Annotated in this window: 14 protein-coding genes and 1 pseudogene; 10 read left to right on the top strand and 5 right to left on the bottom strand. The window is 44.2% G+C overall.

All coding sequences use genetic code 11. The features are described from left to right. Positions 1-18: 18 nt before the first annotated feature. Positions 19-1038: pseudogene (locus AB4583_RS20310) on the bottom strand (alkaline phosphatase family protein); the annotation flags it as partial. Between the two features lie 101 nt (positions 1039-1139). Then, positions 1140-1592: a hypothetical protein gene (locus tag AB4583_RS20315; RefSeq protein ID WP_102428589.1), complete on the bottom strand. Its 453-nt coding sequence runs from the start codon at positions 1590-1592 to the stop codon at positions 1140-1142. Positions 1593-1673: 81 nt separating this feature from the next. Between AB4583_RS20315 and AB4583_RS20320 the strand changes: the two genes are divergently transcribed. The 3 genes from AB4583_RS20320 to AB4583_RS20330 all read left to right on the top strand — a co-directional run bounded on the left by AB4583_RS20320 (position 1674) and on the right by AB4583_RS20330 (position 7906). Then, positions 1674-3002 carry a MipA/OmpV family protein gene (locus AB4583_RS20320; protein WP_372119113.1) on the top strand — a complete coding sequence of 443 codons (1329 nt, stop codon included), beginning with the start codon at positions 1674-1676 and terminating at the stop codon, positions 3000-3002. Between the two features lie 198 nt (positions 3003-3200). Continuing rightward, entirely contained in the window at positions 3201-7268 is a 4068-nt protein-coding gene (hrpA, locus tag AB4583_RS20325; protein WP_372119116.1) for an ATP-dependent RNA helicase HrpA, read from the top strand. A 143-nt stretch (positions 7269-7411) separates the two neighbouring features. Then, positions 7412-7906: an outer membrane beta-barrel protein gene (locus AB4583_RS20330; RefSeq protein ID WP_017060444.1), complete on the top strand. Its 495-nt coding sequence runs from the start codon at positions 7412-7414 to the stop codon at positions 7904-7906. Positions 7907-8059: 153 nt separating this feature from the next. Here AB4583_RS20330 and AB4583_RS20335 read toward each other — a convergent pair whose 3' ends face one another. Together AB4583_RS20335 and AB4583_RS20340 are read right to left on the bottom strand one after the other, a co-directional pair. Next, the gene (locus AB4583_RS20335; protein WP_136974838.1) at positions 8060-8842 is read right to left on the bottom strand and encodes a hypothetical protein; all 783 of its coding nucleotides are present in this window, start codon (positions 8840-8842) and stop codon (positions 8060-8062) included. After that, the gene (locus AB4583_RS20340) at positions 8763-9554 is read right to left on the bottom strand and encodes a hypothetical protein (protein ID WP_372104587.1); all 792 of its coding nucleotides are present in this window, start codon (positions 9552-9554) and stop codon (positions 8763-8765) included. The genes AB4583_RS20335 and AB4583_RS20340 overlap by 80 nt, the downstream gene beginning before the upstream one ends. A gap of 544 nt (positions 9555-10098) precedes the next feature. On the opposite strand from AB4583_RS20340, the gene AB4583_RS20345 reads away from it, so the two are divergent. From AB4583_RS20345 to pheT, 7 genes are all read left to right on the top strand, one after another. Continuing rightward, a complete protein-coding gene (locus AB4583_RS20345; RefSeq protein ID WP_004741595.1) occupies positions 10099-10884 on the top strand; it encodes a TetR/AcrR family transcriptional regulator in 786 nt (261 codons plus the stop codon). Between the two features lie 171 nt (positions 10885-11055). Then, positions 11056-13518: an RND family transporter gene (locus AB4583_RS20350; RefSeq protein ID WP_372119121.1), complete on the top strand. Its 2463-nt coding sequence runs from the start codon at positions 11056-11058 to the stop codon at positions 13516-13518. Between the two features lie 44 nt (positions 13519-13562). Then, on the top strand, positions 13563-14369 hold the full coding sequence (locus AB4583_RS20355; RefSeq protein ID WP_372119124.1) for an outer membrane lipoprotein-sorting protein: 807 nt from the start codon (positions 13563-13565) through the stop codon (positions 14367-14369). 9 nt (positions 14370-14378) lie between these two features. Continuing rightward, entirely contained in the window at positions 14379-15587 is a 1209-nt protein-coding gene (locus tag AB4583_RS20360; RefSeq protein ID WP_372119127.1) for a hypothetical protein, read from the top strand. Between the two features lie 202 nt (positions 15588-15789). After that, positions 15790-16899 carry a GGDEF domain-containing protein gene (locus AB4583_RS20365; RefSeq protein WP_029235308.1) on the top strand — a complete coding sequence of 370 codons (1110 nt, stop codon included), beginning with the start codon at positions 15790-15792 and terminating at the stop codon, positions 16897-16899. 218 nt (positions 16900-17117) lie between these two features. Further along, entirely contained in the window at positions 17118-18101 is a 984-nt protein-coding gene (gene pheS / locus AB4583_RS20370) for a phenylalanine--tRNA ligase subunit alpha (RefSeq protein ID WP_004734764.1), read from the top strand. 18 nt (positions 18102-18119) lie between these two features. Continuing rightward, positions 18120-20507: a phenylalanine--tRNA ligase subunit beta gene (gene pheT / locus AB4583_RS20375; RefSeq protein ID WP_372119131.1), complete on the top strand. Its 2388-nt coding sequence runs from the start codon at positions 18120-18122 to the stop codon at positions 20505-20507. Between the two features lie 85 nt (positions 20508-20592). On the opposite strand, the gene AB4583_RS20380 is transcribed toward pheT, so the two are convergent. Next, positions 20593-23187 carry a TIR domain-containing protein gene (locus tag AB4583_RS20380; RefSeq protein ID WP_372119134.1) on the bottom strand — a complete coding sequence of 865 codons (2595 nt, stop codon included), beginning with the start codon at positions 23185-23187 and terminating at the stop codon, positions 20593-20595. Positions 23188-23582 lie beyond the last annotated feature (395 nt).

The following is a 23582-nucleotide window of genomic DNA, read 5'->3' on the forward strand; positions in this document are numbered from 1 at the left end:
AGAATCGCTTGGTGATCACACATCGTGATCATCGAAGATCATGTACGTTGGAATATGCGCGAACAGACGTTGCACTTGCGGTAAGCCAGCAATGAAATCATCCATGATGACGCTTTCATCACGCCATTGTTGCTGCTCAGTCGGTGTTAATTGGCGTCCACCTTGAGTGAAGTTATTCTCAATTAAACGCTCTCGATTGACGCATTGCCACAGTGTCGGAGACCAAACCAATAAGTACATCGCGATAAACTCAGACAGCGTGACCAAGTGGTTTTCACAATCGGTAGAGCTAAAAATCGGCACGCCACGGTTCGGGAATAACTTATCGAGCATGGATTCTGAAGCTGTGTGGTGCGGCAAATAGTGATGACGCTGGTATAAGTGGTATTCACTGTTATACAGAGCGTCACTGTTGTTGATTTGTTTAATTTGCGAGTCAGTCGGTAAGCTTTCGCCTACAAGGCCAAGCAGGTGAATCACTTGTTGAATAGCATCAAGTGTTGGGCCTGCCACATGGTCGGCGTAGATCTGATCGCCGCTCATCATCAGCATGTCGGGTCTTTCAGCGACGGTTTGATCGGCCATCTTGTTATCGGCTGCAACTAGGCTGTCTTTGCTTGGATGATGCGGGTTGCGGCAAGAGCCATGAAGAATGTAATCAGCTGAGGTCGATATCTTAAACTCAACGCGAGATTTACCGTTGTAAACAAGGTGAGGGGCGAGCTCTTTTAGTGAACCTGACTCTGTGTGAATGTCATATTCAAGCAGCGTATTAGTCGGAAACTCACCTTGTAAGCGAATTAGCGTTATCCACGCATGTGTACCGATTTGAATCGAATCATGTTCTTCAAGCGATGAGGTATAAAACGGCTGGTCTTGTGCTGCTTCAGAATCGTCTATTTCTTGAGTATGAAGCTCGGCTCTGCCTGTAAGAGGCGAGCTGGTGGCTAACCAAAGTACTACTTCAGTCGCGGTGGTTTTTCTTAAAATGGGTCCGGCGAGTAACAGGGGAAGAGATGATGTCGTAGAGGGTTTCAATACGGTACCTAAAATCGTTGGTGGCTAGTCGTCGTGGTGTTCTTTTGTTTCGAGCTTGTTCGTGTCTGGCTTTGTGGTTCCAAGCGTTGATGCTTCAAATTCTACTGAGTCAGATTCTGTTGATTATGCTCTGCAATCTCAGGCTCTGTCGTTTCAGATTCTGTTGATTCAAGAACTTCGATAACTTCTGAGCTAGAAAGTTCATGGCCCATTAGAAATATTGCCAATAGGGCATCGGCTTTGGTCTTGGTATCGGAAGGCTCGTCTAATAACAGTTCGAGCTTTTCTCGAATCATAGCAATCTCGTGCTCAACAAAGCCACGGCCTTCTTCATCCCCCTGATTGTCTTCAGGGGCATTATCGAATTCAAGAAATAGCATGTCACCGTCTAGGTTGGTATCCACCAAACGCTCAGGCAACCACGCCTCACCCATAACAATATCTGGATCGGAATCTTTGGGTAAGTGATCTATAATGTTTTGTAATTCGGAGACTTTCACAATACTTTCATTTAACCGAGAATATTCTACATTGTAACGGTCAATGCCGAGCAAACCTAAAAATAGTTAGCCGTCATGGTTAATAAATGTCTAATCAGTAAAACAATATTTTTTTCAAAGAGTAATTACACAAGAATGAAGCTCAAATATTTACCGACTCTTCCTTCATCTGGATTGGTTTTACTAGGTAGCGCTTTCCTAAGTGGCATTTTCGTAAGTGCTAATGCGTGGGCCGCTGAAGAGCAAGAGTGGGGCATCGCTGCAATGTTCCGTACAGCAAGCATCCCTTATGACACGTCTGGTGGCGACCAATCGGTTAGCTCATTCGTACCGATGCTGTTTTTCAAGAACGATTATGTGTTTATTGACGGTACTGAGATGGGGGCATACCTCTATCAAACTGACGATGAGAAGTGGTCTTTCAATGCTATCTCTCGCATGCGCTTTATTGATATTCCTGCATCTGAGCAGAACGCGATTGAAGGCGATACGGCGGACTTTGGTGCTCAACTGACCTACCAACTTGATGATTATTGGTCTGTCGAGACGGAGTTAATGAGCGACAGTGAATACAACTTCCACGGTAACTTACGAGCTAAAGCCAAGTATGAAACTGGAGATTGGGAGTTTTACCCGAGCGCGACGCTGCGTTATAAAAGTGCTGATTTCAACAGTGAGTATTACTCCGCATCTAATGAAACCATTGGTGCTGGTGTTGACTTAAATGTTGGTGTTGAAACGCGTTACCATGTGGTTTCTAACTTGTACTTATTGGGTTCAACCAGTGTGACTCGATTGGACGATAACGCTTACGATTCTTCGATTGTTGAAGACCGTTATCAGGGGGAATTGTACCTTGGCTTTGGTTTCTTTAACGACAAAGAGAAAGCGCCAAAACCTAAACTGAGCAATGCGCCGTACTTACGTGTCGCACACGGCTGGGGAACGCCATCCAATATTGGCGACATCATGAAGTTCAATAGAGAAAAAGACGAATACAACAACCAGTTGACCTCGTTCTTCTATGGACACCCATTAACTGATGAGATCTTCGGCTTGCCATTGGATATCTATTTGACCCCAGGTATTGCCCACCACTGGAGCTCAGACGTTCAATCAAGCAGCACCGAATACATTATCGCAATCAAAGCGTACTACACCTTTGATTGGCCAACTCAGTGGCGTTTTGGTGTGGCAGAAGGTATGTCTTACATCGATTCGATTACCTACATCGAAGGTACTGAAATGGATCGTAAAGGGTATACAGCAAGCCATCTTTTGAACTACTTAGATTTCTCATTTGATGTGAATGTGGGCGACTTGATCGGTAAGAATGACTTGAACAACTTATGGTTCGGTTATTCATTGCATCACCGTTCTGCAATCTTTGAAAAATCCTCTCAGTATGGTCGTATCAAAGGCGGTAGTAACTACAACACGGTTTACTTCCAATATGAGTTTTAAGCGCAGTTTTTAACGTTAGCTTTAAACCAGAGTTGACTAAGTACGACTTACATTTGACCGCGCTTTCATAGCTCCTGCGAGTGTTAGCGAGATTAATCAGCCTGATAGCTAAAGGTTTTCCCTTTGCTGTCAGGCTTTTTTGTTTGAGACTTGTGATATAATCGCGCGAGTTTAATAAGTACAAGAATAGGACACGCTTTGACTTCGTCTCCGGAAAAAGCAGATAACAACAAGAATGCAGCACAGCCAAGTTCTTCACAGAGCAAAGCCAAGCCAAACCAAGCGGCATCGAAAAAGTCTGCTGAACAATCAAATACCAAAAAAGCTGATCAATCAGCGACAAACAACAAATCATCTCAGAATAGCCCAGCCTCTCTTCGTAAAGCGCTCAACGAATGTATGATGCGCGATCGCTTCCGTTTGAGTAAGCGAATTGCTGGTGCGAGCAAAATTAAGAACGAACAAGCTAAGCATGCTGTCTTTGATGAGATTGCGTTAGACATTGCTAAGTCGATGATGACGGCAACTCAGCGTGCGGCACAGAAACCAACGATTGAATACCCAGAAATTCTCCCGGTTAGCCAAAAGCGCGAAGACATCGCGAAAGCCATCGCTGAAAACCAAGTGGTTATCGTGGCGGGTGAAACGGGTTCGGGTAAAACCACTCAGCTACCAAAAATCTGTTCTGAGCTTGGCCGCGGCCGCTTTGGCTTAATTGGTCACACTCAGCCCCGTCGTCTTGCGGCGCGTTCGGTTGCGAACCGTATTGCTGAAGAGATGGAAACACAGCTGGGTGAGTTCGTTGGTTATAAGGTTCGATTCAACGACCAAATTTCTGACAATACCCAAATCAAACTGATGACCGACGGTATTCTACTGGCGGAAATTCAACACGACCGATTCTTAAATCAGTACGACACCATCATTATCGATGAAGCGCACGAACGTAGCCTGAACATCGATTTCATCATGGGTTACCTGAAAGAGTTACTGCCAAAGCGTCCTGATCTGAAAGTGATCATCACGTCGGCAACCATCGATCCAGAGCGTTTCTCTAAGCACTTTAACAATGCACCGATCATTGAAGTGTCTGGTCGTACTTACCCAGTTGATACGCGTTACCGCCCATTAGGTGGTGATGAAAGTGATTCAGACCGCGACCAAATCGAAGGCATCTTTGAAGCCGTTGATGAGCTGTGTGATGAAGGGCTTGGCGATATCTTGATCTTCATGAACGGTGAGCGAGAAATTCGTGATACCGCAGATGCATTGAGTAAACGTAACCTTCGCGATACTGAAATTGTTCCGCTTTACGCGCGTCTATCGGCGGGTGAGCAGAACCGTATCTTCCAGTCTCATACTGGTCGACGCATCGTGCTGGCAACTAACGTGGCAGAAACCTCGTTAACCGTACCGGGCATCAAGTATGTTATCGACCCGGGTACGGCGCGTATCAGCCGCTACAGCTACCGTACTAAAGTACAACGTCTACCGATTGAGCCAGTATCTCAAGCGAGTGCTAACCAGCGTAAAGGTCGTTGTGGTCGTGTTGCGGAAGGTATCTGTATTCGTCTGTACTCAGAGGAAGATTTCGAATCACGCCCAGAGTTTACTGACCCAGAAATCCTTCGTACTAACCTAGCGTCTGTAATTCTTCAGATGACAGCGCTTGGTCTAGGCGACATTCAAGCGTTCCCATTTGTTGAAGCGCCCGATAAGCGCAACATTCAAGATGGTGTAAGGCTGCTTGAAGAGCTTGGTGCGATCGCCACCGTTGAACCGTCAGCGAACAAAAACAAGAACCACGGCGACGACAAGAAGAAGCTAACCGCGATTGGTCGTAAGCTGGCAAAACTGCCTATCGATCCACGTTTAGCGCGTATGGTAATTGAAGCGCCACGTAACCGATGCCTACACGAAGTGATGGTGATCGCGTCTGCGTTGTCGATTCAAGATCCGCGTGAGCGTCCATCAGATAAGCAACAATCGTCTGATGACAAGCACAAGCGCTTCTTCGATAAAGAATCTGACTTCATCACGTTTGTGAACTTATGGGATTACATCAAGCAGCAGCAAAAAGCGCTGTCGAGTAACCAGTTCCGCAAACAGTGTAAGCAAGATTACCTCAACTATTTACGTATCCGTGAATGGCAAGATGTGTACTTCCAAATTCACCAAGCAATGCGTGAGCTAGATACTAAGTTGAATACAGAACCGGGCAGCTACGATGGCATTCACATGTCACTGCTATCAGGTCTGCTTTCGCACATTGGTATGAAAGACCAAGAGAAGAATGAGTATCAAGGTGCACGTAATGCACGCTTCCACATCTTCCCTGCGTCTGGCCTATTTAAGAAACAGCCTAAGTGGATCATGTCTGCGGAGCTGGTAGAAACCTCAAAACTTTGGGGCCGTGTTATCGCGAAGATTCAACCTGAATGGATTGAACCGCTAGCGAAACACCTGATTAAACGCAGTTACAGCGAACCACATTGGTCGAAGAAACAAGCAGCGGTAATGGCACACGAAAAAGTGATGCTTTACGGAATCCCAATTGTTCCTAAGCGCCTTGTGAACTACGGTGCGATTGATGCAACCGTCAGCCGCGAGTTGTTTGTACGCAGCGCATTGGTTGAAGGTGAGTGGGAAACCAAACACACCTTCTTCAAGCAGAACCGTAAGCTTCTACAAGAAGTCGAAGAGCTAGAGCATAAATCGCGTCGTCGTGACATCTTGATCGACGATGATGAACTGTTCGATTTCTATGACCAGCGTGTTGGTGAAGAGGCGGTTTCTGGCCGTCACTTTGATACATGGTGGAAGAAGACCAGTCAGAAAACCCCTGAGCTGCTTAACTTTGAAAAATCGATGCTGTTCCGCGGTGATGCTAGCCACGTTACCGATCTGGATTACCCGAACTTCTGGCACCAAAACGGTATCAAACTCAAGCTGAGTTACCAATTTGAGCCGGGCGACGATAACGATGGTGTAACGGTACACATTCCGCTGCCTATCTTGAACCAGATCGACCAGAACGGTTTTGATTGGCAGATCCCGGGTCTACGTCAAGAGCTAGTAATTAGCTTGATTAAGTCGTTACCTAAAACGCTACGCCGTAACTTTGTACCTGCGCCAAACTACGCAGATGCATTCTTGGCACGTGTGACACCGCTTGAAGCACCGTTACTGGATTCTCTTGAGAAAGAGCTACGCCGCATGACGGGTGTGGAAGTGGTACGTGATGACTGGAAGTTAGACCAGATCCCTGAGCACTTAAAGGTAACATTCCGCGCTGTAGATCATCGCAAGCGTAAGCTGAAAGAACAGAAAGACCTGCATGAGCTAAAAGAAAGTCTGAAAGACAAGGTTCAAGAAACGCTTTCTAAGGTTGCTGACGACGATATTGAACAACAGAACCTGCATACCTGGAGCTTTGGTGAGTTACCAAAAGTGTATCAGCAGAAACGCGGCGGCTACGATGTTAAAGCCTTCCCAGCGCTGGTGGATTCTAAAGACAGCGTAGAGATCAAACTGTTCGAAACCGAGCAAGAGCAAATCTCGGCAATGAAATCGGGTCAGCGTCGTTTAATCTTGTTGAACGTGCCATCACCGATCAAATATTTGCACTCGAACCTGCCGAACAAATCGAAACTTGGCTTGTACTTCAACCCATACGGACAGGTACTCGATCTTATCGATGACTGTATCGCTTGTGGTATTGATAAGCTGATTGAAGAGAAGGGCGGTTTGGTTTGGGAACCAGAGCAGTTTGAAGCTCTGAAAGAACACGTACGTGCAGAGCTGGGTGATACCGTAGTAGAGATTGCTCAACAGGTTGAAACCATCCTAACCACGGCATTCAGCATCAGTAAAAAGCTGAAAGGACGCGTGGATCTTTCTATGGCATTCGCACTTTCTGACATAAAAGCTCAAGTAGAAGGTTTGATTTTTAAGGGTTTTGCCACAGAATGTGGGTGGAAACGCTTGCCGGATATTCTACGCTATATGAGAGCGATTGAACGCCGCATGGAAAAACTGCCAATTGACCCGAACAAAGATCGTCTTCACATGATCAAAGTTGAGTCAGTAATGAATGATTACAAAGAACTGCTGAATAAAATTCCAAAAGGGATCGCGGTTCCAGAAAATGTAAAAGAGGTGCGTTGGATGATAGAAGAGCTTCGTGTAAGCTTCTTCGCACAGCAGCTCGGTACGCCTTACCCAGTATCAGATAAGCGTGTTAAAAACGCGATTGATGCTTGCTAAAGGAATAAAGCTAGACGCAATGGCAAGGTTTGGGTATAAATCTTGCTTATTGCATTACTAATTGAATAGTTATTACATACAGGGCGACTTGGTGGCAATTTATTACCACTCAAGGCCTGCCACTAGGACGAAAAAGGTCGAATATGAAAAAAACGTTATTGGCACTAGCACTACTAGGTGCATCTTCAACAGCAATGGCTGATTCTTGGTTGTACGGCGGTGTAATGGGTGGTCAAAACTCATTCGCTGGTGAAGATGAAAACGCGGTGGGCATCCACGTAGGTACAGGTATCCTTCCACTAATCGGTGTTGAAGCGGGTTACTGGGATCTAGGTTCTTTCGACAACGTTAGCTACGGCAACCGTGCTAAACAAGGTGTTGACGTAAGCACTGCTTACCTAGCGATCAAACCAAGCATCGACTTCGGTCCTCTTCACGTATACGCGAAGGGTGGTCTTCACTCATACGAAGTGAAAGGCGATAACTTCAAGCAAGACGATGTAGACGTAATGTACGCTGTAGGCGCTGAATACTTTATCTTTGGTCCACTATCTGTAGGCGCTAGCTACCAAAACTTCAAAATGAAAGATGACGACTCTGGCGTTTTCTCTCTAAACGCAACTATCCACCTACTGTAATTAATCAGTAAGACGATCGTAAATAACGGTCGGTTAGTCGCTAAAGAGTTCGTTAGAATTCATAAAAAATGCCAGCTTGATAGCTGGCATTTTTGTATCTGTTAACCGGGTAATTGCAACTCTGTTTTCTTCTAACAGGCAGCGGGTAGACGGTTACTTTTTACTGTTCAGAATACGCTGGATTCTTGGGTTAATCGCTTTGCCGTGCTGGCTTTCGTACTCTTCACGTTTTAAATCGTTTAGGTTTTTCACTGAGTTAGCGGCAAGCAGGAATTGCGGCAACTCCGTTTCCAGCATGCCTTTCTCATCTAAACGTTTTGCTTCCAAGTAGTACTTCTTAAACAGACCATCCAGCTTGTTTTCAGCCGTACGCTTCAAGTCATACAGTTTGTTCTGAATCAGCCATTTTTCAATTTTGTTGGCAGCGGTGCGAGACAACACACGGATACGGCTATCCAGCAACTCTTCTTCAGTTAAAGAATCTTTCAGGATCCACAGCTCACCCATTTGCGGCGGCCAGCTGTTGCCAAGCTGAATACGTTCGTGGCAGTGCATTAAAACGCGGTTAAGGCCGTCTGAATCAACAGAGTTGGCAAACTCAATGAACTTACCGCTTGGCTCACTACCGTACTGATATTCCCACTGCGTTTCGTACACGCTCAAGAAAGAGCCGAACACGTGAATACACCAATCGGTTAGTTCCAGCTCTGCAGGATCTTGATCAACAACAGGTACTTGTTGAGACGCACCAGAATCCGCAGCTTGTGCAGCCGCTACTTTCACTTCGGTACTTTGCGCTTCAATCACTTCAGGTACTAATGGACCTGTAGCGTCAGGTACAACAGGTTGAGCTGGCTCAGAAGGTTGGCTTTTTGCCTTTTTGAATGAGCTGCTGCCTGAAGCGTTCAGATGGGCTAAGCTTTTGTCTATACCCATTTCCTTGAGCTTGTCCTGCATTTCCTGAATATTGAGCGGTCTTCTGCTGTTGTTGTCTTTCATTTTGCTTCTCGTTAACTAGCCAGTACTGCAGCTTGGATTCAATCCGAGATAATGGCATTAATTCATTGGCTTTGGCTTTATACCAGAGGACAAATTTCTTCCATACTAAACTATGGTCACCGGTCAAACCGGAGAATTTAAACGCACGTTCTGCCCATGATGGTATCTCTTCTTCGTTGAGATCATGAGTAGAGACGGTGTTGCTGTTCATTGAGCCTCGACCTTGTGGGCGAGGGGCCTGCTGCATATGTTGCATTGGTGCCGGAGCAGGCTGAAACTTAGGTGCAGGTGCAGGTGCAGGTGCAGGTGCAGGTGCAGGTGCCGTAGAGTAGACCGGAATACTATTGGTCGGTTGAACCTCAACGTGCGCCGCAGTTTGCTCTTGCTCAATGAGCATTTTGAAAACGTGAATCTCTTTTTTATCCCGATAATCTACTTTTACCTTATCGAGAAAACCTTGGTCGACTAAACACTTAAGACAGTCGGCTAAACCAAACGTAGAGAGAGCACAAAGTTGACCTGCTGTTTGTAGGCACACATTGGTGTAGCCGAATTCGTCAGCACCGTCTGCAAGCATCAATAAAACCAGCTTTTCTGCAGGGCTAGAAGTATTCACTTGCCAAGCTAAATAAGAATATTTGGCGCTCAATATCGTGTTCTCAAAAAAGGTAAGTCGTTGTCACTATTGTAAGTCACCCCTTACCGAATTTATAGCAACTTAACAGAAAACGGCATTAGTAAGCCAAATATTGACCATAAGGAGACGTCTGCCCCATAAAGTAAGCCTACAGTCATTCATTCTTGTGGTTTAAGCTAGGAATCATTGGGCATGAATACGCATAGCAGCTTAAAGTGCCGACATTCTTTGTTAGGTTAAGAATGCCCAATTCGCGTCCACATTCTGTTGGTCACAATACAGGTCTTCTTTTAAAGTCTTCTCTTTAGGTCAACTATTGATGATTTTCTTAGCTATATCCCATTTATTCTCTTTCCATTCACAAAATGTATTTAATTTATAAAACCCTTGATATGATCAATATTTGCGCTATTATGACGATAAGTCAGAAATGACGAAGCGTCACAAAATGGTTAACTACATGAATTTACTATTCGTGTTAATATATTGGATAGGAGTGTTTTAAATACTGGCGAAGCTTAGATAACGGCTAAGCTCATATACGGACTAAAAAATTATGTTTGGCTTTGGTTGTAAAGGCGATAAACAAGGTATCTTTGGTTGCAAAGGCGTGTTGTCTAAAAAGCAGCAGTCTATTGCAGACCGAGAAGTAGAGTTGATGTTGTTAGCAAAAGATCTGGTTCGAGAACAAGGGTTCGGAAACCTCACGATGGACAAGCTAACGGCAGCGAGCTCTTATTCTAAAGGTACGATATACAATCACTTTTGCAGCAAAGAAGACGTCGTTTTAGCGTTATGTATTCACTCTCTCAAGACAGAAGCAATGATGTTTGCTCGCTCTGGAGAGTTTGAAGGCAACACACGTGAAAAGATCGTCGCATTGCACGTTGCTTACCGAATCTATGCTCGCATGGAACCGGTACTATCAACCTGTGCGATCATGGCTAAAAGCCCGTGGGTACTAGAGAAAGCGTCTAGTGCACGCGTCGCAGAGATGAATGAACTGGAAGAGTTGGTGATTGAACAATGCGACTCTATGGTTAACCAAGCGGTAGAAGCGGGTGACCTAAAGTTCTCTTCTGGCGTTGGCTCAGATGCCATCGTTTTTGCTAACTGGTCAATCGCATTTGGTTCAAATGCCTTGTCACAGAACGCATCAAACAGTCATTGTATTAAGCGGTTACAAGACCCGTATTCAGTATTACACAACGCGAACATGATTCTAGACGGCCTCAATTGGCAGCCCCTTTCTAGTGACTGGGATTACCGCAAAACTTGGCGTCGTGTAGAACAAGAACTGTTCAGTGAAGAGATCGCTTACTTAGAGTCTGTAGGTCGATAGCTTCCGTTAAGCCCACACATGTGGGTTTATTAATAACCATTTTTGACGATTCGTCACAAACTTGAGACTGACCGACTGTGGTTGCTGTTTTCTTGAGTGTTTGACTAAGCATTGTGTCTTTTGTCAGCTTCGGCTGGCTTTTTATGACACAAATATGACGAATCGTCACAAATGGAGACTGTGATGAAACATGACAGCCAGAAGCCCACGTTCGATCAGCAAAACCGAGATAACCCTAATGCCGATAGCGCAAACACAGATCTAAACAGTTGGCACTCAATACCTACCAAGCGTTCGTTTATCGTTCTGCTAGTGGTGTTTTCAATCATCATTCTCTCTGCATTAGGGGCTAAGAACCTCTACTTTAGAGGGGACTACAACATCTTCTTCGAAGGCACCAACAAGCAGTTGATGGCGTTCGATGAAATCCAAACCACCTTTGCAAAAACCGACAACCTTGCGATTGTTGTCGCACCTGAAGATGGCAATGTCTTCACCCCTGAAACTCTCACCCTGATTCAAAATCTCACGGTTGATGCGTGGCAGATCCCGTATTCAAGCCGTGTCGATTCCCTTGCTAATTATCAGCACACCGAAGCCATTGAAGATGATCTTTTGGTAGAAGACTTGCTGTATGAAGAGTACGAACACACACCAGAACGCATCGCCAAAGTAAAACAGATCGCCCTTAACGAGCCGTTGCTTAAGAATGCCTTGGTGTCGGCCTCTGGCGATGTGACGATTGTGAACGTCACCGTGCAACTGCCAGAAGTGGACAAAACCGCAGAAGTGCAAGAGGTGATTGCGGCAATCAATACCATGATCGGCAAGTACCAAGCTCAGTATCCTAATGTCGAATTCCATAAAGCGGGCATCATAGCCATGAACAACGCGTTTATGACTTCGGCTCAAGAAGACAGCTCAACGCTCGTTCCCTTAATGCTGTTGGTGGTACTGGTGTTCCTGACCTTTATGCTGCGCTCGTTGTTTAGTGTGGTGGCGACGCTCATTGTGATCATCTCTTCGATTGTTGCCACCATGGGATTGTCTGGTTGGGCAGGGATGTTCTTGAGTACCGCAACCGTGAATGTGCCAACCTTGGTTTTAACTTTGGCGGTAGCTGATTGTGTTCACGTGATTGTGACCATGAGACAATCGATGCAGCGCGGTATGGAGAAAGCACAAGCCATTCAATACAGCATCAAGCTCAATGCGATGCCGATCCTGATCACCTCGGTGACCACTGCGATTGGTTTCCTGATGATGAACATGTCGGACTCACCAGTGCTGCGTGATTTCGGTAACTTATCGGCACTGGGTGTACTTATTGCGTGCTTCTTGTCTGTGACTATGTTGCCAGCGTTGCTAAAACTGCTGCCAGTCAAACGTCTACCTGCCAACCCTAAGGCGGCAGACAAAGTCACCTTCATGGATAAGCTGGGCGATTTTGTCGTAACTAACCGTAAAGCACTGCTGCCGATTTCTACGCTAGTGATTGTTGGCGCTGCCGCGTTAATTCCGCTCAACAAAGTCAACGATGAATCGGTGAAGTATTTCGATACCTCAAGTGAATTCAGACAAGCGGCTGACTTCATGGAAGAGACCGTAAGCGGCATGACAACCCTCAGTATCGCAGTGAAAACTAACGAGTCTCAAGCGATTGCTGATCCTGTGTTCTTGCAAGCAATTGGTGACTTTACTAAGTGGCTACGCGTTCAACCAGAAACTGACCATGTGGCAACGCTTTCTGATGTTTATATGCGTTTGAACAAGAATATGCATGCCGACGACGACAGCTACTACAAGCTACCGCTGAACCGTGAACTTGCCGCGCAATATCTGCTGCTTTACGAAATGTCTCTGCCGTACGGCTTGGACTTGAACAACCAGATCAACGTCGATAAATCATCGATCAAAATGGTACTCACCGTCGATAACCTTGGCAGCGTTGAGCTAGTCGAACTCGAAGAGCGCATTTACTCATGGTTTGCAGCCAATGCACCGCAATATGAAGTGGTGGCTTCGAGCCCGTCACTGATGTTTGCTCATATTGGCGAAACCAACATGGCGAGCATGCTATCAACTTTGCCTATCACCCTAGTGCTTATCTCTGGCTTGATGATCTTTGCATTGCGCTCGGTTCGCTTAGGCATGATCAGCCTAGTGCCCAACATTGCGCCTGCGATCATTGGCTTTGGTTTATGGGCGCTTATCTCAGGTGAAATCAACCTCGGTTTGTCAGTCGTGGTCACGCTCACGTTGGGTATCGTGGTTGATGATGCGGTGCACTTCTTGAGTAAATACCAGCGCGCAAGAATCGAAGGGAAATCAGCAGAAGAAGCGGTTCGATACGCTTTCCACACCGTAGGTCGCGCTTTGTGGATCACCACTGTTGTGCTAGTGGCCGGTTTCTCTGTACTGGCGATGTCGAGCTTCAGACTCAACTCCGACATGGGCTTACTCAGCGCGATTGTGATTTTCATTGCGCTGGTGGTCGATTTCATCTTGCTACCAAGCTTACTGATGATCTTCGACAAACAGACCCACTATTCAGCTAAAACTCAGCACGAATCAAAGCCAGATACCAAGTCGCAGCCTAGATCGACAGCCGAACTGACTACTTCGACCAAATAAGGAAACGTCGGCCTGCTGCGGTGGGCTGACTCAAGGAGATATTTATGAAAAGCGTTAAACAAACATTCGCTACTACATTACTTACTGTTAGCTCGTTGGCACTGAGCACATTCGCCGCTTTCCCAGCGTTAGCAGACCCTGCGAAAGGCTTAGAAATTGCCGAGCAACGTAAAGCGGTCGATGTCGGGTGGGGCGATTCTGTCGCAATCATGGAAATGCTACTTCGCAACAAGCAGGGCGAAAGCAGTACACGTCTGATGCGATTGAAATCTTTGGAAGTCGATGACGATGGCGACAAAGGCTTAACCATTTTTGATGAACCACGCGACGTAAAAGGCACGGCTTTCCTAAACCATTCGCACATCACCAAATCCGATGACCAGTGGTTGTATCTTCCTGCACTCAAGCGTGTAAAACGCATCTCTTCACGCAACAAATCTGGCCCGTTTATGGGCAGTGAATTTGCGTATGAGGACTTAAGCTCGTTTGAACTTGAAAAGTACACCTTCAACTACATTGAAGACGCGAAACTGGAAGGCGTAGACACCTTTGTTTTAGAGCAAGTACCGACCGATAAAAACTCAGGCTACACCATGCAAAAGGTATGGCTAGACCAACAGCACTACCGCCCAATGAAAGTCGAGTTTTACGACCGCAAAGGCGCACTGCTTAAAACTCTATCGTTCCAAGATTACAAACAGTACCTAAACCAATACTGGCGCGCACACACCATGGCGATGCAAAACCATCAAACAGGCAAAAGCACCGTATTAACCACGACAGATTTAGTATTCCAGACCGGTCTTAAAGACAAGGATTTCCAAAAGAACACACTAAAACGTGCGAAATAAGGCAGGAATATGAAAAGGATTGTGGCAACAGGAACCCAATTATCCTTAACCTTGGCGGCGACCGTCGGGCTTATGCAGGTGCCGTTGCCTTGTGTGGCGGCAGGCTTTAGTCCTGATATCGCAGGGCAGGTTAACCTTGAACATAGGCAGTTCTTTAGCGACGGCTTACAAGGGCAAGACAAAGGACAAAGCTCACTGGTGTTGCAGCCAGAGTTTTACTGGGAGCAACAAGAGGGCAACGGCAGCATTACCTTCACCCCGTTTTATCGCCTAGACAGTGAAGACGATGAACGAACTCATGGTGATATTCGCGAAGCCTTGTATTTAACCTATTGGGATGATTACGAACTGCGAGCGGGTGTTGGAAAGGTATTTTGGGGCGTAACCGAATCGGCGCATTTAGTGGATGTGGTAAACCAGACCGATGCCATTGAATCGGTCGATGGCGAATCCAAGTTAGGTCAGCCTATGGTGCACTTCACCTCGATAAAAGAGTGGGGCACCATAGACGCCATGTTACTGCCGTATTTTCGTGAGCGTACCTTCGCAGGCGAAGACGGTCGATTAAGGCCAACCGTGCCAGTATTGGACGATGCGCTTTACGAATCTTCACGAGAAGAAAAACACGTTGATGTGGCATTGCGTTACAGCCAAATGTACGGTGATTGGGATGTCGGTTTAAGCTACTTAGGCGGCACAAACCGCGACCCTTATTACCGTGTGGAAGGCAATCAACTCAAGCCATACTACGCCCAAATGCAACACTTCGGATTGGATGTTCAAGGCATTATCGGTGACTGGTTATGGAAGCTGGAAAGCATTTATCGCGACAGCTACGACAACCATACCGGCGTGGCGACAGGCTTTGAATACACTTGGGTAGGGGCGCTTGAATCGTACTGGGACATCGGCTTCATCGCTGAATACCTGTATGACAGCCGAGGCAACAATGCCCAAACCATCGGCCAAAGTGATGTGTTCCTTGGGGCACGTTTCGCTTTGAACGATGAAGACGGCACCGAAGTGCTTACTGGTATCACTCAAGACTTAGATAACAGTGATGTCTACAGTGCCAAGCTAGAGGCATCGAGCCGTATTAACAACAATCTCAAGTGGCGACTGAATGCTTGGTTGTTTGAGAACGAAACCCCAGAGGACTTGTTGTTCTTCGCACGCAAGGATGACTTTGTTGAGATGGCGTTGGAATATTATTTCTAATGTTAGCTTCGTGGGGCGTTCCTGTTGGGGGGGACGTCTCAAATTTAAGATGAGCCATATTTAGAATGTTCAAAGTCGTCTTTTTATAAAGTGGATCAAACAATCGAATAAACCTACATGTAAAATGGTTATATTTTTTCAGTATCTATAACCTCCGAATATGCATGTAAATCGTGCTGGTGGTATCGGCCTTAAGGGATTTATGAATTCATTTAATTGGGATAAAAACTTTGAAACAGGCATTGGTGTTGTAGATGAACAGCATCAATATCTTGTTGGTATTATCAACCACTACGGAAATCTGTTGTCAGAGAACACTATCTCTATCGACGACATAAACGTCGCTTTACTCGATCTCACATGCTATGCCGAATTTCACTTTAAAGAAGAAGAATCTTTGATGAGAGATTGCGGTGTGTATGAGCGACACATTGAAGAGCATATCAAAGTGCATCGTGTATTTATGCAAGATATCTACAGTATGCAAGCTTTCATCATGGAAGAAGATCAGTCGTCAGCACGGCAGTTACTTGATTTATTGATCCACTGGCTTGCTTACCACATCCTCGGCATCGACCAAAACATGGCGCGACAAATGACCGCGATAGAAGAGGGCGCGACACCTCTGCAAGCCTTTGAAGCGGAAGAAAAGCAGCAAGATTCTGCGACTGTCCCGCTGTTGGCTGCGCTTAACGGCCTGTTTGAACAAGTCTCTGAACGAAACAAACAGTTGTTACGCTTCAACCAGTTACTCGAAGATAAAGTTGAGGAACGTACGGCAGAATTAAAACGAGCGAATAAGAGACTTGAAGAACTGTCATTAACCGACTCTCTTACTAATTTGCATAACCGTCGTAGTGCTTTTAAACAGTTAGCGCTGCATTGGCAAGACTCCAAAGAACTGGGCATGCCTTTAGTGTGTATTATGATTGATGCCGACCACTTCAAGCGCATTAATGACACCAGCGGCCATGATGCAGGCGACTTGGTGCTACAAACCCTCTCGCGTGAACTGAAAAACACGTTCCGTAATGATGATATTGTTTGCCGGTTAGGTGGCGATGAGTTCTTGGTTATTTGCCCAAACACCGACCTTAAAGGTGGGATGTACATCGCGGAAACCGCTCGACAGAAAGTGTCTGAATTAGAGGTTGAAACCAGTCATCAAGTTTGGATTGGCAGTATTAGTGTCGGTGTCGCTGAAATGACCCAAGAATTCGAAACCATGAACGAATTGATTAAAGCGGCGGATGAGTCCGTCTATTTAGCAAAAAACGCAGGGAAGAACAGCGTTTGTTCTATTCAGATCTAGCCTTCAGGTCATTTCCAAATTAAGAAGTGGAACCTGTAATTGTTCCACTTCTTCCTACTCCTCATTAATATCCTGTTAAATTTGCCGTGTTTTTAGGCAATAACTTGTTCTTTTAGCGATTCAATTTGGCATTGGTTGCGTGTTTGATTACTATGTGTAGCTATCTAAAAAAACTAATCATCCGATACGGACACTACCAACTGGTAGATGAGGAAATGATGCAACATCTAGAAGAGATCATTGCTAATGCAACGACTGCTATTGATACAGCAGATTCGTTAGTCGCACTTGATGAAGTGCGAGTTCAGTATTTAGGTAAGAAGGGTGAACTAACTCTTCAACTACAAAGCCTAGGTAAACTTCCACCTGAAGAGCGTCGCACTGCTGGTCAAGAGATCAACAAAGCGAAAGGTGCTGTTCAACAAGCGATCGCAGCTCGCAAAGACGCACTACAACGTGCAGAGCTTGAAGCGAAACTAGCTGAAGAAACTATCGATGTGAGCCTACCAGGTCGTCGCATTGAGAACGGTGGTCTTCACCCAGTTACTCGCACTGTTGAGCGTATCGAACAGTTCTTTGGTGAGCTTGGCTTTAGCACTGAGTCTGGCCCTGAGATCGAAGATGCATTCCACAACTTTGATGCACTAAACATCGCAGACGATCACCCAGCTCGTACTGATCACGATACTTTCTTCTTCAACCCTGATCTAATGCTACGTACGCACACTTCTGGTGTTCAAATCCGTACGATGGAAAACGGCAAACCGCCATTCCGCTTCATTGCTCCGGGTCGTGTTTACCGTAACGACTACGATCAAACTCACACGCCAATGTTCCACCAAGTGGAAGGTATGTTAGTTGATGAGAACGTAAACTTCGCACAACTTAAAGGCATTCTTAACGATTTCCTTTGTAACTTCTTTGAAGAAGAAGTTGAAGTGCGTTTCCGTCCTTCATTCTTCCCGTTCACAGAGCCTTCAGCTGAAGTTGACGTGAAACGTAAAGATGGCAAATGGCTAGAAGTTCTAGGCTGTGGCATGGTTCACCCTAACGTACTTCGCTCTGTTGGCATCGACCCTGAGAAATACTCTGGTTTTGCATTCGGTATGGGTGTAGAGCGTCTAACGATGCTTCGTTACGGCGTAAATGACCTTCGTGCGTTCTTCGAGAACGACCTTCGTTTCCTTAAACAATTCAAGTAATCCGGGGCAGTCAAAACTATGAAATTCAGTGAATCTTGGCTACGCGAGTGGGTTAAACCTGCAATTAACAGCAAAGAGCTAGCTCACCAAATCACTATGGCTGGTTTGGAAGTTGACGATGTAGAACCTGTTGCTGGTGAATTCACCGGCGTTAAAGTAGGTAAAGTGGTTGAGTGCGGTCAGCACCCAGACGCAGACAAACTACAAGTAACTAAAATTGATATCGGCGAAGAAGAGCTGTTAGACATCGTATGTGGTGCATCTAACTGTCGTCTTGGCCTAACTGTAGCAGTAGCAACAGTTGGCGCAGTACTGCCTGGTAACTTCAAAATCAAGAAAGCAAAACTACGTGGCGTTCCATCGCACGGCATGCTTTGTTCTTTCTCTGAGCTAGGTATCGACGTAGAGTCTGACGGCATCCTTGAGCTACCAGAAGGCACAACGCTAGGCATGGACGTACGTGAGCTTCTTGAGCTTAACGACGTAACTATCGACGTAGACCTAACAGCAAACCGCGCAGACTGCTTCAGCATCCGTGGCCTTGCTCGTGAAGTTGGCGTACTAAACCGCGCAGACGTTACAGAGCCAACAGTTGACGCTGTTGCAACAAGCATAGAAGACACAGTATCTGTTGAAATCAAAGCAACTGATGCTTGTCCACGTTACCTTGGCCGTGTGGTTAAGAACGTAAACGTGAAAGCGGAATCTCCAATCTGGATGCAAGAAAAACTGCGTCGTTGTGGTATCCGTTCAATCGACCCAGTTGTAGACATCACAAACTACGTGATGCTAGAGCAAGGCCAACCAATGCACGCATTTGATCTCGCTAAGATCGAAGGCGGCATCGTGGTTCGTCTAGCAGAGCAGGGCGAGAAACTAACACTTCTAGATGGCAACGAAGCTGAACTAAACAGCAACACACTTGTTATCGCAGACCACAACAAAGCACTAGCAATCGCTGGTATCTTTGGCGGTCAAGATTCAGGTGTTACGACTGAAACAACAGACGTACTTCTTGAAGCAGCATTCTTCGCACCGGATCATATCCGTGGTCGCGCACGTGCTTACGGCCTTCACACAGATTCTTCTCTACGTTTCGAACGTGGTGTTGATTCAACACTTCAAGCAGCAGCTATGGAGCGTGCAACACAGCTTCTAGTTGAAATCTGTAGTGGTGAAGTTGCGCCAGTAAACGGCAGCGAATCTGAAGCTGATCTTCCTAAAGCAAACGTAGTTGCTCTACGTCGCGCTAAGCTAGATAGCCTACTAGGTCACGAAATCCCATCTACAGACGTAGTGGAAATTCTTACTCGCCTAGGTTGTAACGTTGAAACGACAGACGCTGGCTGGACGGCAACGTCTCCATCTTGGCGTTTTGATATCGCAATCGAGCAAGACCTAATTGAAGAAGTAGGTCGTATCTACGGTTACGATAACATTCCAAACCAAGCGCCTAAAGCGGCACTTAAAATGAATGACCACAAAGAAGCTGACCAACCGCTTAAGCGCGTTCGTGACCTTCTTGTAGACCGTGGCTACCACGAAGCAATCACATACAGCTTCGTAGAACCAGAGCAGCAAAAACTTGTTGTACCTGGTGTTGAGCCGCTAATCCTGCCATTCCCAATCTCTGCGGATATGTCAGCAATGCGTCTTGGCCTAATCCAAGGTCTACTAAACACAGTTGTTCACAACCAGAAGCGTCAACAGTCTCGCGTTCGTCTATTCGAATCAGGCCTACGTTTCATCCCTGAAGCAACTGCTGAAAACGGCATGCGCCAAGAAATGATGCTTGCGGGCGTTATCTCTGGTACTCGTGGCGAAGAGCACTGGGACATTGCAACTAACACTGTAGATTTCTTCGATCTTAAAGGTGACCTAGAAGCCGTTCTTGAGCTTTCTGCAAACGAAATCGCATACAGCTTCAAATCTGCGAAGCACCCAGCACTTCACCCAGGTCAAACTGCGGCTATCGTAGTAGACGGCAAAGAAGTGGGTATCATTGGTACTGTTCACCCAGAACTAGAGCGTAAGTTTGGTCTTAACGGCCGCACTATCGTATTCGAAATCGAATGGGCAGCTATCAACACTCGCGTGCTTCCAGAAGCAGTAGCAGTATCTAAGTTCCCTGCAAACCGTCGTGATATCGCAGTAGTTGTTGACGAAGCAGTAGCTTCTGGCGACATCGTAGAAGCGTGTATCGCAGCGGGTGGCGAATTCCTAACAGGCGCTAAACTGTTCGACGTATACGTTGGTCAAGGCGTTGAAGAAGGTAAGAAGAGCCTAGCAATCGCACTTAGCCTACAGTCTGTAGAGCGCACACTAGAAGATGCAGACATCGCTGGTTCAGTAGATGCTATCGTAGCTTCAATCTCAGAGAAATTCGGCGCAGCACTTCGCGACTAATCTCTTCTGATAGATAGAAAAACTAAAGGCCTCGCATTGCGAGGCCTTTTTTTGTTTTTGACATTTTAATCAAAAATTGAGTTAACTAGTCGAGCAAAGGGATTTTTATCTTTTGTTGTAGACGCTGTTGTTCAAGTAAGGGAATATCAAGATTGGTAGAAATCCAATTTTTATCTGTATGTTCAACATAGTTTAAGTGAAGGTGCCTCACAAGGATATCTTGAAGTAACCGTCTTGTTACAATATTGTCCCCCAGATTTTCCCACAAGCTTTCCAATTTTTTCTTTGGGATCTTCTTGGTAAACTCAATATCAATTTGAATTTCAATCAGTTTAGCTACTTCAGTGTTGATGTTGTTAGCAATTTCTTCATAGAAGCCTTGTAAATCTTTGTGGCCAACTGACAGTGCCGTTTTTCTTATAACATTTAAAGACATTGAGTAAACAAAAGTCCAGTAGTAAAACCTAGCTTCCTTTGTGATTCTTTTATCATCCCAACTACGTTTTGTAGATATTAGCCGATGTATTTCATCTACGATCTCTTCTTTTAACTCTTGAGTTACCCCTAAATAATAGCCTAAAAATCTTAATCCAACAGTATATGCCTCATGGCCTAATTTGTTTAATAAGGGTTTTGGTAGTGAGCCTTTTCTATTTCTTATAATTTGCCCTAATATCTCTAATGCTCGATAGGAACGATTCACATCTAATAGATCTTGGTTAACTATCTCCATATCTTCGTCGTCATTTTCCTTTACTTCAAATTGCTCTGCTAATAAAGATTCTTTCTCTATTTCATCTTTTTCATCCAGTATTTTTTTTCTTTCTTCTTCGACATCTTTTCGATTGTCAATAACCATTTTTGGGATTTTTGAGGTGAATTCGCTCAAGAATTCCAATTCATCTGTATCTAATGTCGCTGCTTTTTGATTTGAGAATATATTAGAAACACGCTCAATAATGGTATCAATAACTACTCTTTGTTTGGTGTGGTGAGTTACAAATATTAATATATTTGCATGTTTTTCAGAATGAATCCGCTCACACAATTCTTTAACATGACCTAAAATGTTTTCATTTTCGGCGAGGCTTTTAGCAATAAAAAAGTAAAATAAATATTTATACTGGAATTTATGATTATCGTTATAATCTTTGACGATTATTCGTGATTTTAGTATTTTGTTGAAGAAATCGTCATGCGAGTTAATTAAATAATTCTCGCTATATTTTTTTTGGAAGTCAGGTATTTCATCTCCAGAAATCGTATTGCTTCCTTTTGAATAAATGTAAAAAGCAAGTTCCGAAAGATAGTTGAAATAGTCTGAATGTTGATCATTTCTAATATTAACCCTCTGGAGAGCGTCAATGATTAGTGAGTGGTAGCAGTGCCCGTATGATGTAAGTGAAAAGTCATTAGATGAATTAGTTTCTAAGATTTGAAGAATCATTAAGACAAAAATTGGTTTGCTAAGGACAATGTTTCTCATCATGACAGATTCAATGCTTTGAACTAGGTAATCATGTTGGCTCTGCATTTCACTTACGCACCAACTTTCATCTCTTCCTAAGATATTCCATTTATCGACGAGTTCGTCTTTCTTCTTAGAGCCTAGGCTTTGTAACTCATAAATTGTGTAATCTTTGAATTCATTTATTATTTGATCTTGCATTCTCATCATCGTATCAGATGTAATAATGACACTTTGATAATTTGAAATTTCATGAGAAATGAGGTTTTTCATAAATTTCTGATTGAGAGGTGAATCTGTAAGACTGTCGATGATGAGGATCACATCAGCACGTCTAAGAAAGTCACTATTTAAATACTGTTCTGTATAAGATTTTTCAACTAGCTTATTAAATTCATTCGCCTTTTTTATATCTTCCCCTTTTAAATATATAGGCGTTAATCCGTTGGAAATAGCCTTAAGGTACAGAACTTTTGATAAAGAAGTTTTTCCAGATTGTTCATCGCCAAGAAAAATCTGTAGCTTGTCTTTAAAATCACCAGATTCAATTAAATTCTTTGAATCAACAAAAACATCTGTGTTTTCTATTTCGTTATTTATTCTTTTTAAATCAGGGTATACAAATAGATCTAATAGTTGAATGTCTTCGACACCATTTTTTTGAATAGTGAAGCCTAAATTATTTAGAAAACTTTTAAAACTTGTACTTAATCTACTATTGTTTTCTGATTTTTCTTCTAAAATATTACTTTTATAAGTCGAGCTTTCATCTAAAACATCCAGAACTCCTTCTATCTCTTTTGATATCTCGAAGTAAGCTTCCTCTCCAAACTCTTTTATCGACATTGCGTCAAGTGGCATATTAAAATGTTTTAATTCAGAGTTACTATAATGACATTTAGATGCCACGATCGGAATTATTCTAAACAAATCATGCTCGTTATCTTTATAACGTTGTAATGCTATTTCTTCTTCAACTTTTCGACAATAATCAGAATTGAGAAAGTTTTGAGATAGAAGAAAAATCACGATGTCACTTTCAATTAATTTCTTCTTTATTATATCATCAAATCGGTCGCCTACATTCATTTCCCTATCATGCCAGATCTCTAATCTGTTGTTGTCTGATAAAGGTCTTAGATAACTAATTATTCCATCTTTGATTTTTGATTCTTCTCTTGCGTAGCTTATAAAAACTTTATATTTTTTCATCTTAGGACTCTTTCGCAAAAAAAATTATGTGATGTAGAAGGATGAGGCATATAATAGACTCAAATGTATTTTCTATGCTTGTATCAGTATTGAATATTATTAATAAATTGTTCAATATTACCAAGGTAAAGAAAAGTGGAGTGATGTACTTAATTATTATCTTGTTGGTTTTACTAATATGGCTTTGCTTTTTCTTATAGAAATCACTTTCTTTCTTGAATATGTGACCGTGATAGTTGGCATTTAGTTCTCCCTCTAGTTCCTTTACGTATTTATAACCTCTCTCTATTGAAGAATGAAACTGAGTATATTTTATGAAACATAATAGAGATAGAAACCAGAGTGCTAAGGAAGAGAAGTTGTGGCTAGGTATAGACCCTATCTGGCAGGGTAGA

The organism is Vibrio sp. 10N.222.49.C12, from assembly GCF_041475025.1.
GTDB lineage: Bacteria > Pseudomonadota > Gammaproteobacteria > Enterobacterales > Vibrionaceae > Vibrio > Vibrio crassostreae_C.

Coding starts and splice junctions, on each gene's coding strand:
- AB4583_RS20355 (WP_372119124.1), top strand. CDS start 13,563: ATGAAAAGCGTTAAACAAACATTCGCTACTACATTACTTACTGTTAGC.
- AB4583_RS20345 (WP_004741595.1), top strand. CDS start 10,099: ATGTTTGGCTTTGGTTGTAAAGGCGATAAACAAGGTATCTTTGGTTGC.
- AB4583_RS20350 (WP_372119121.1), top strand. CDS start 11,056: ATGGAGACTGTGATGAAACATGACAGCCAGAAGCCCACGTTCGATCAG.
- AB4583_RS20320 (WP_372119113.1), top strand. CDS start 1,674: ATGAAGCTCAAATATTTACCGACTCTTCCTTCATCTGGATTGGTTTTA.
- pheS (WP_004734764.1), top strand. CDS start 17,118: ATGCAACATCTAGAAGAGATCATTGCTAATGCAACGACTGCTATTGAT.
- AB4583_RS20335 (WP_136974838.1), bottom strand. CDS start 8,842: ATGGGTATAGACAAAAGCTTAGCCCATCTGAACGCTTCAGGCAGCAGC.
- AB4583_RS20360 (WP_372119127.1), top strand. CDS start 14,379: ATGAAAAGGATTGTGGCAACAGGAACCCAATTATCCTTAACCTTGGCG.
- pheT (WP_372119131.1), top strand. CDS start 18,120: ATGAAATTCAGTGAATCTTGGCTACGCGAGTGGGTTAAACCTGCAATT.
- AB4583_RS20380 (WP_372119134.1), bottom strand. CDS start 23,187: ATGAAAAAATATAAAGTTTTTATAAGCTACGCAAGAGAAGAATCAAAA.
- AB4583_RS20365 (WP_029235308.1), top strand. CDS start 15,790: ATGAATTCATTTAATTGGGATAAAAACTTTGAAACAGGCATTGGTGTT.
- AB4583_RS20330 (WP_017060444.1), top strand. CDS start 7,412: ATGAAAAAAACGTTATTGGCACTAGCACTACTAGGTGCATCTTCAACA.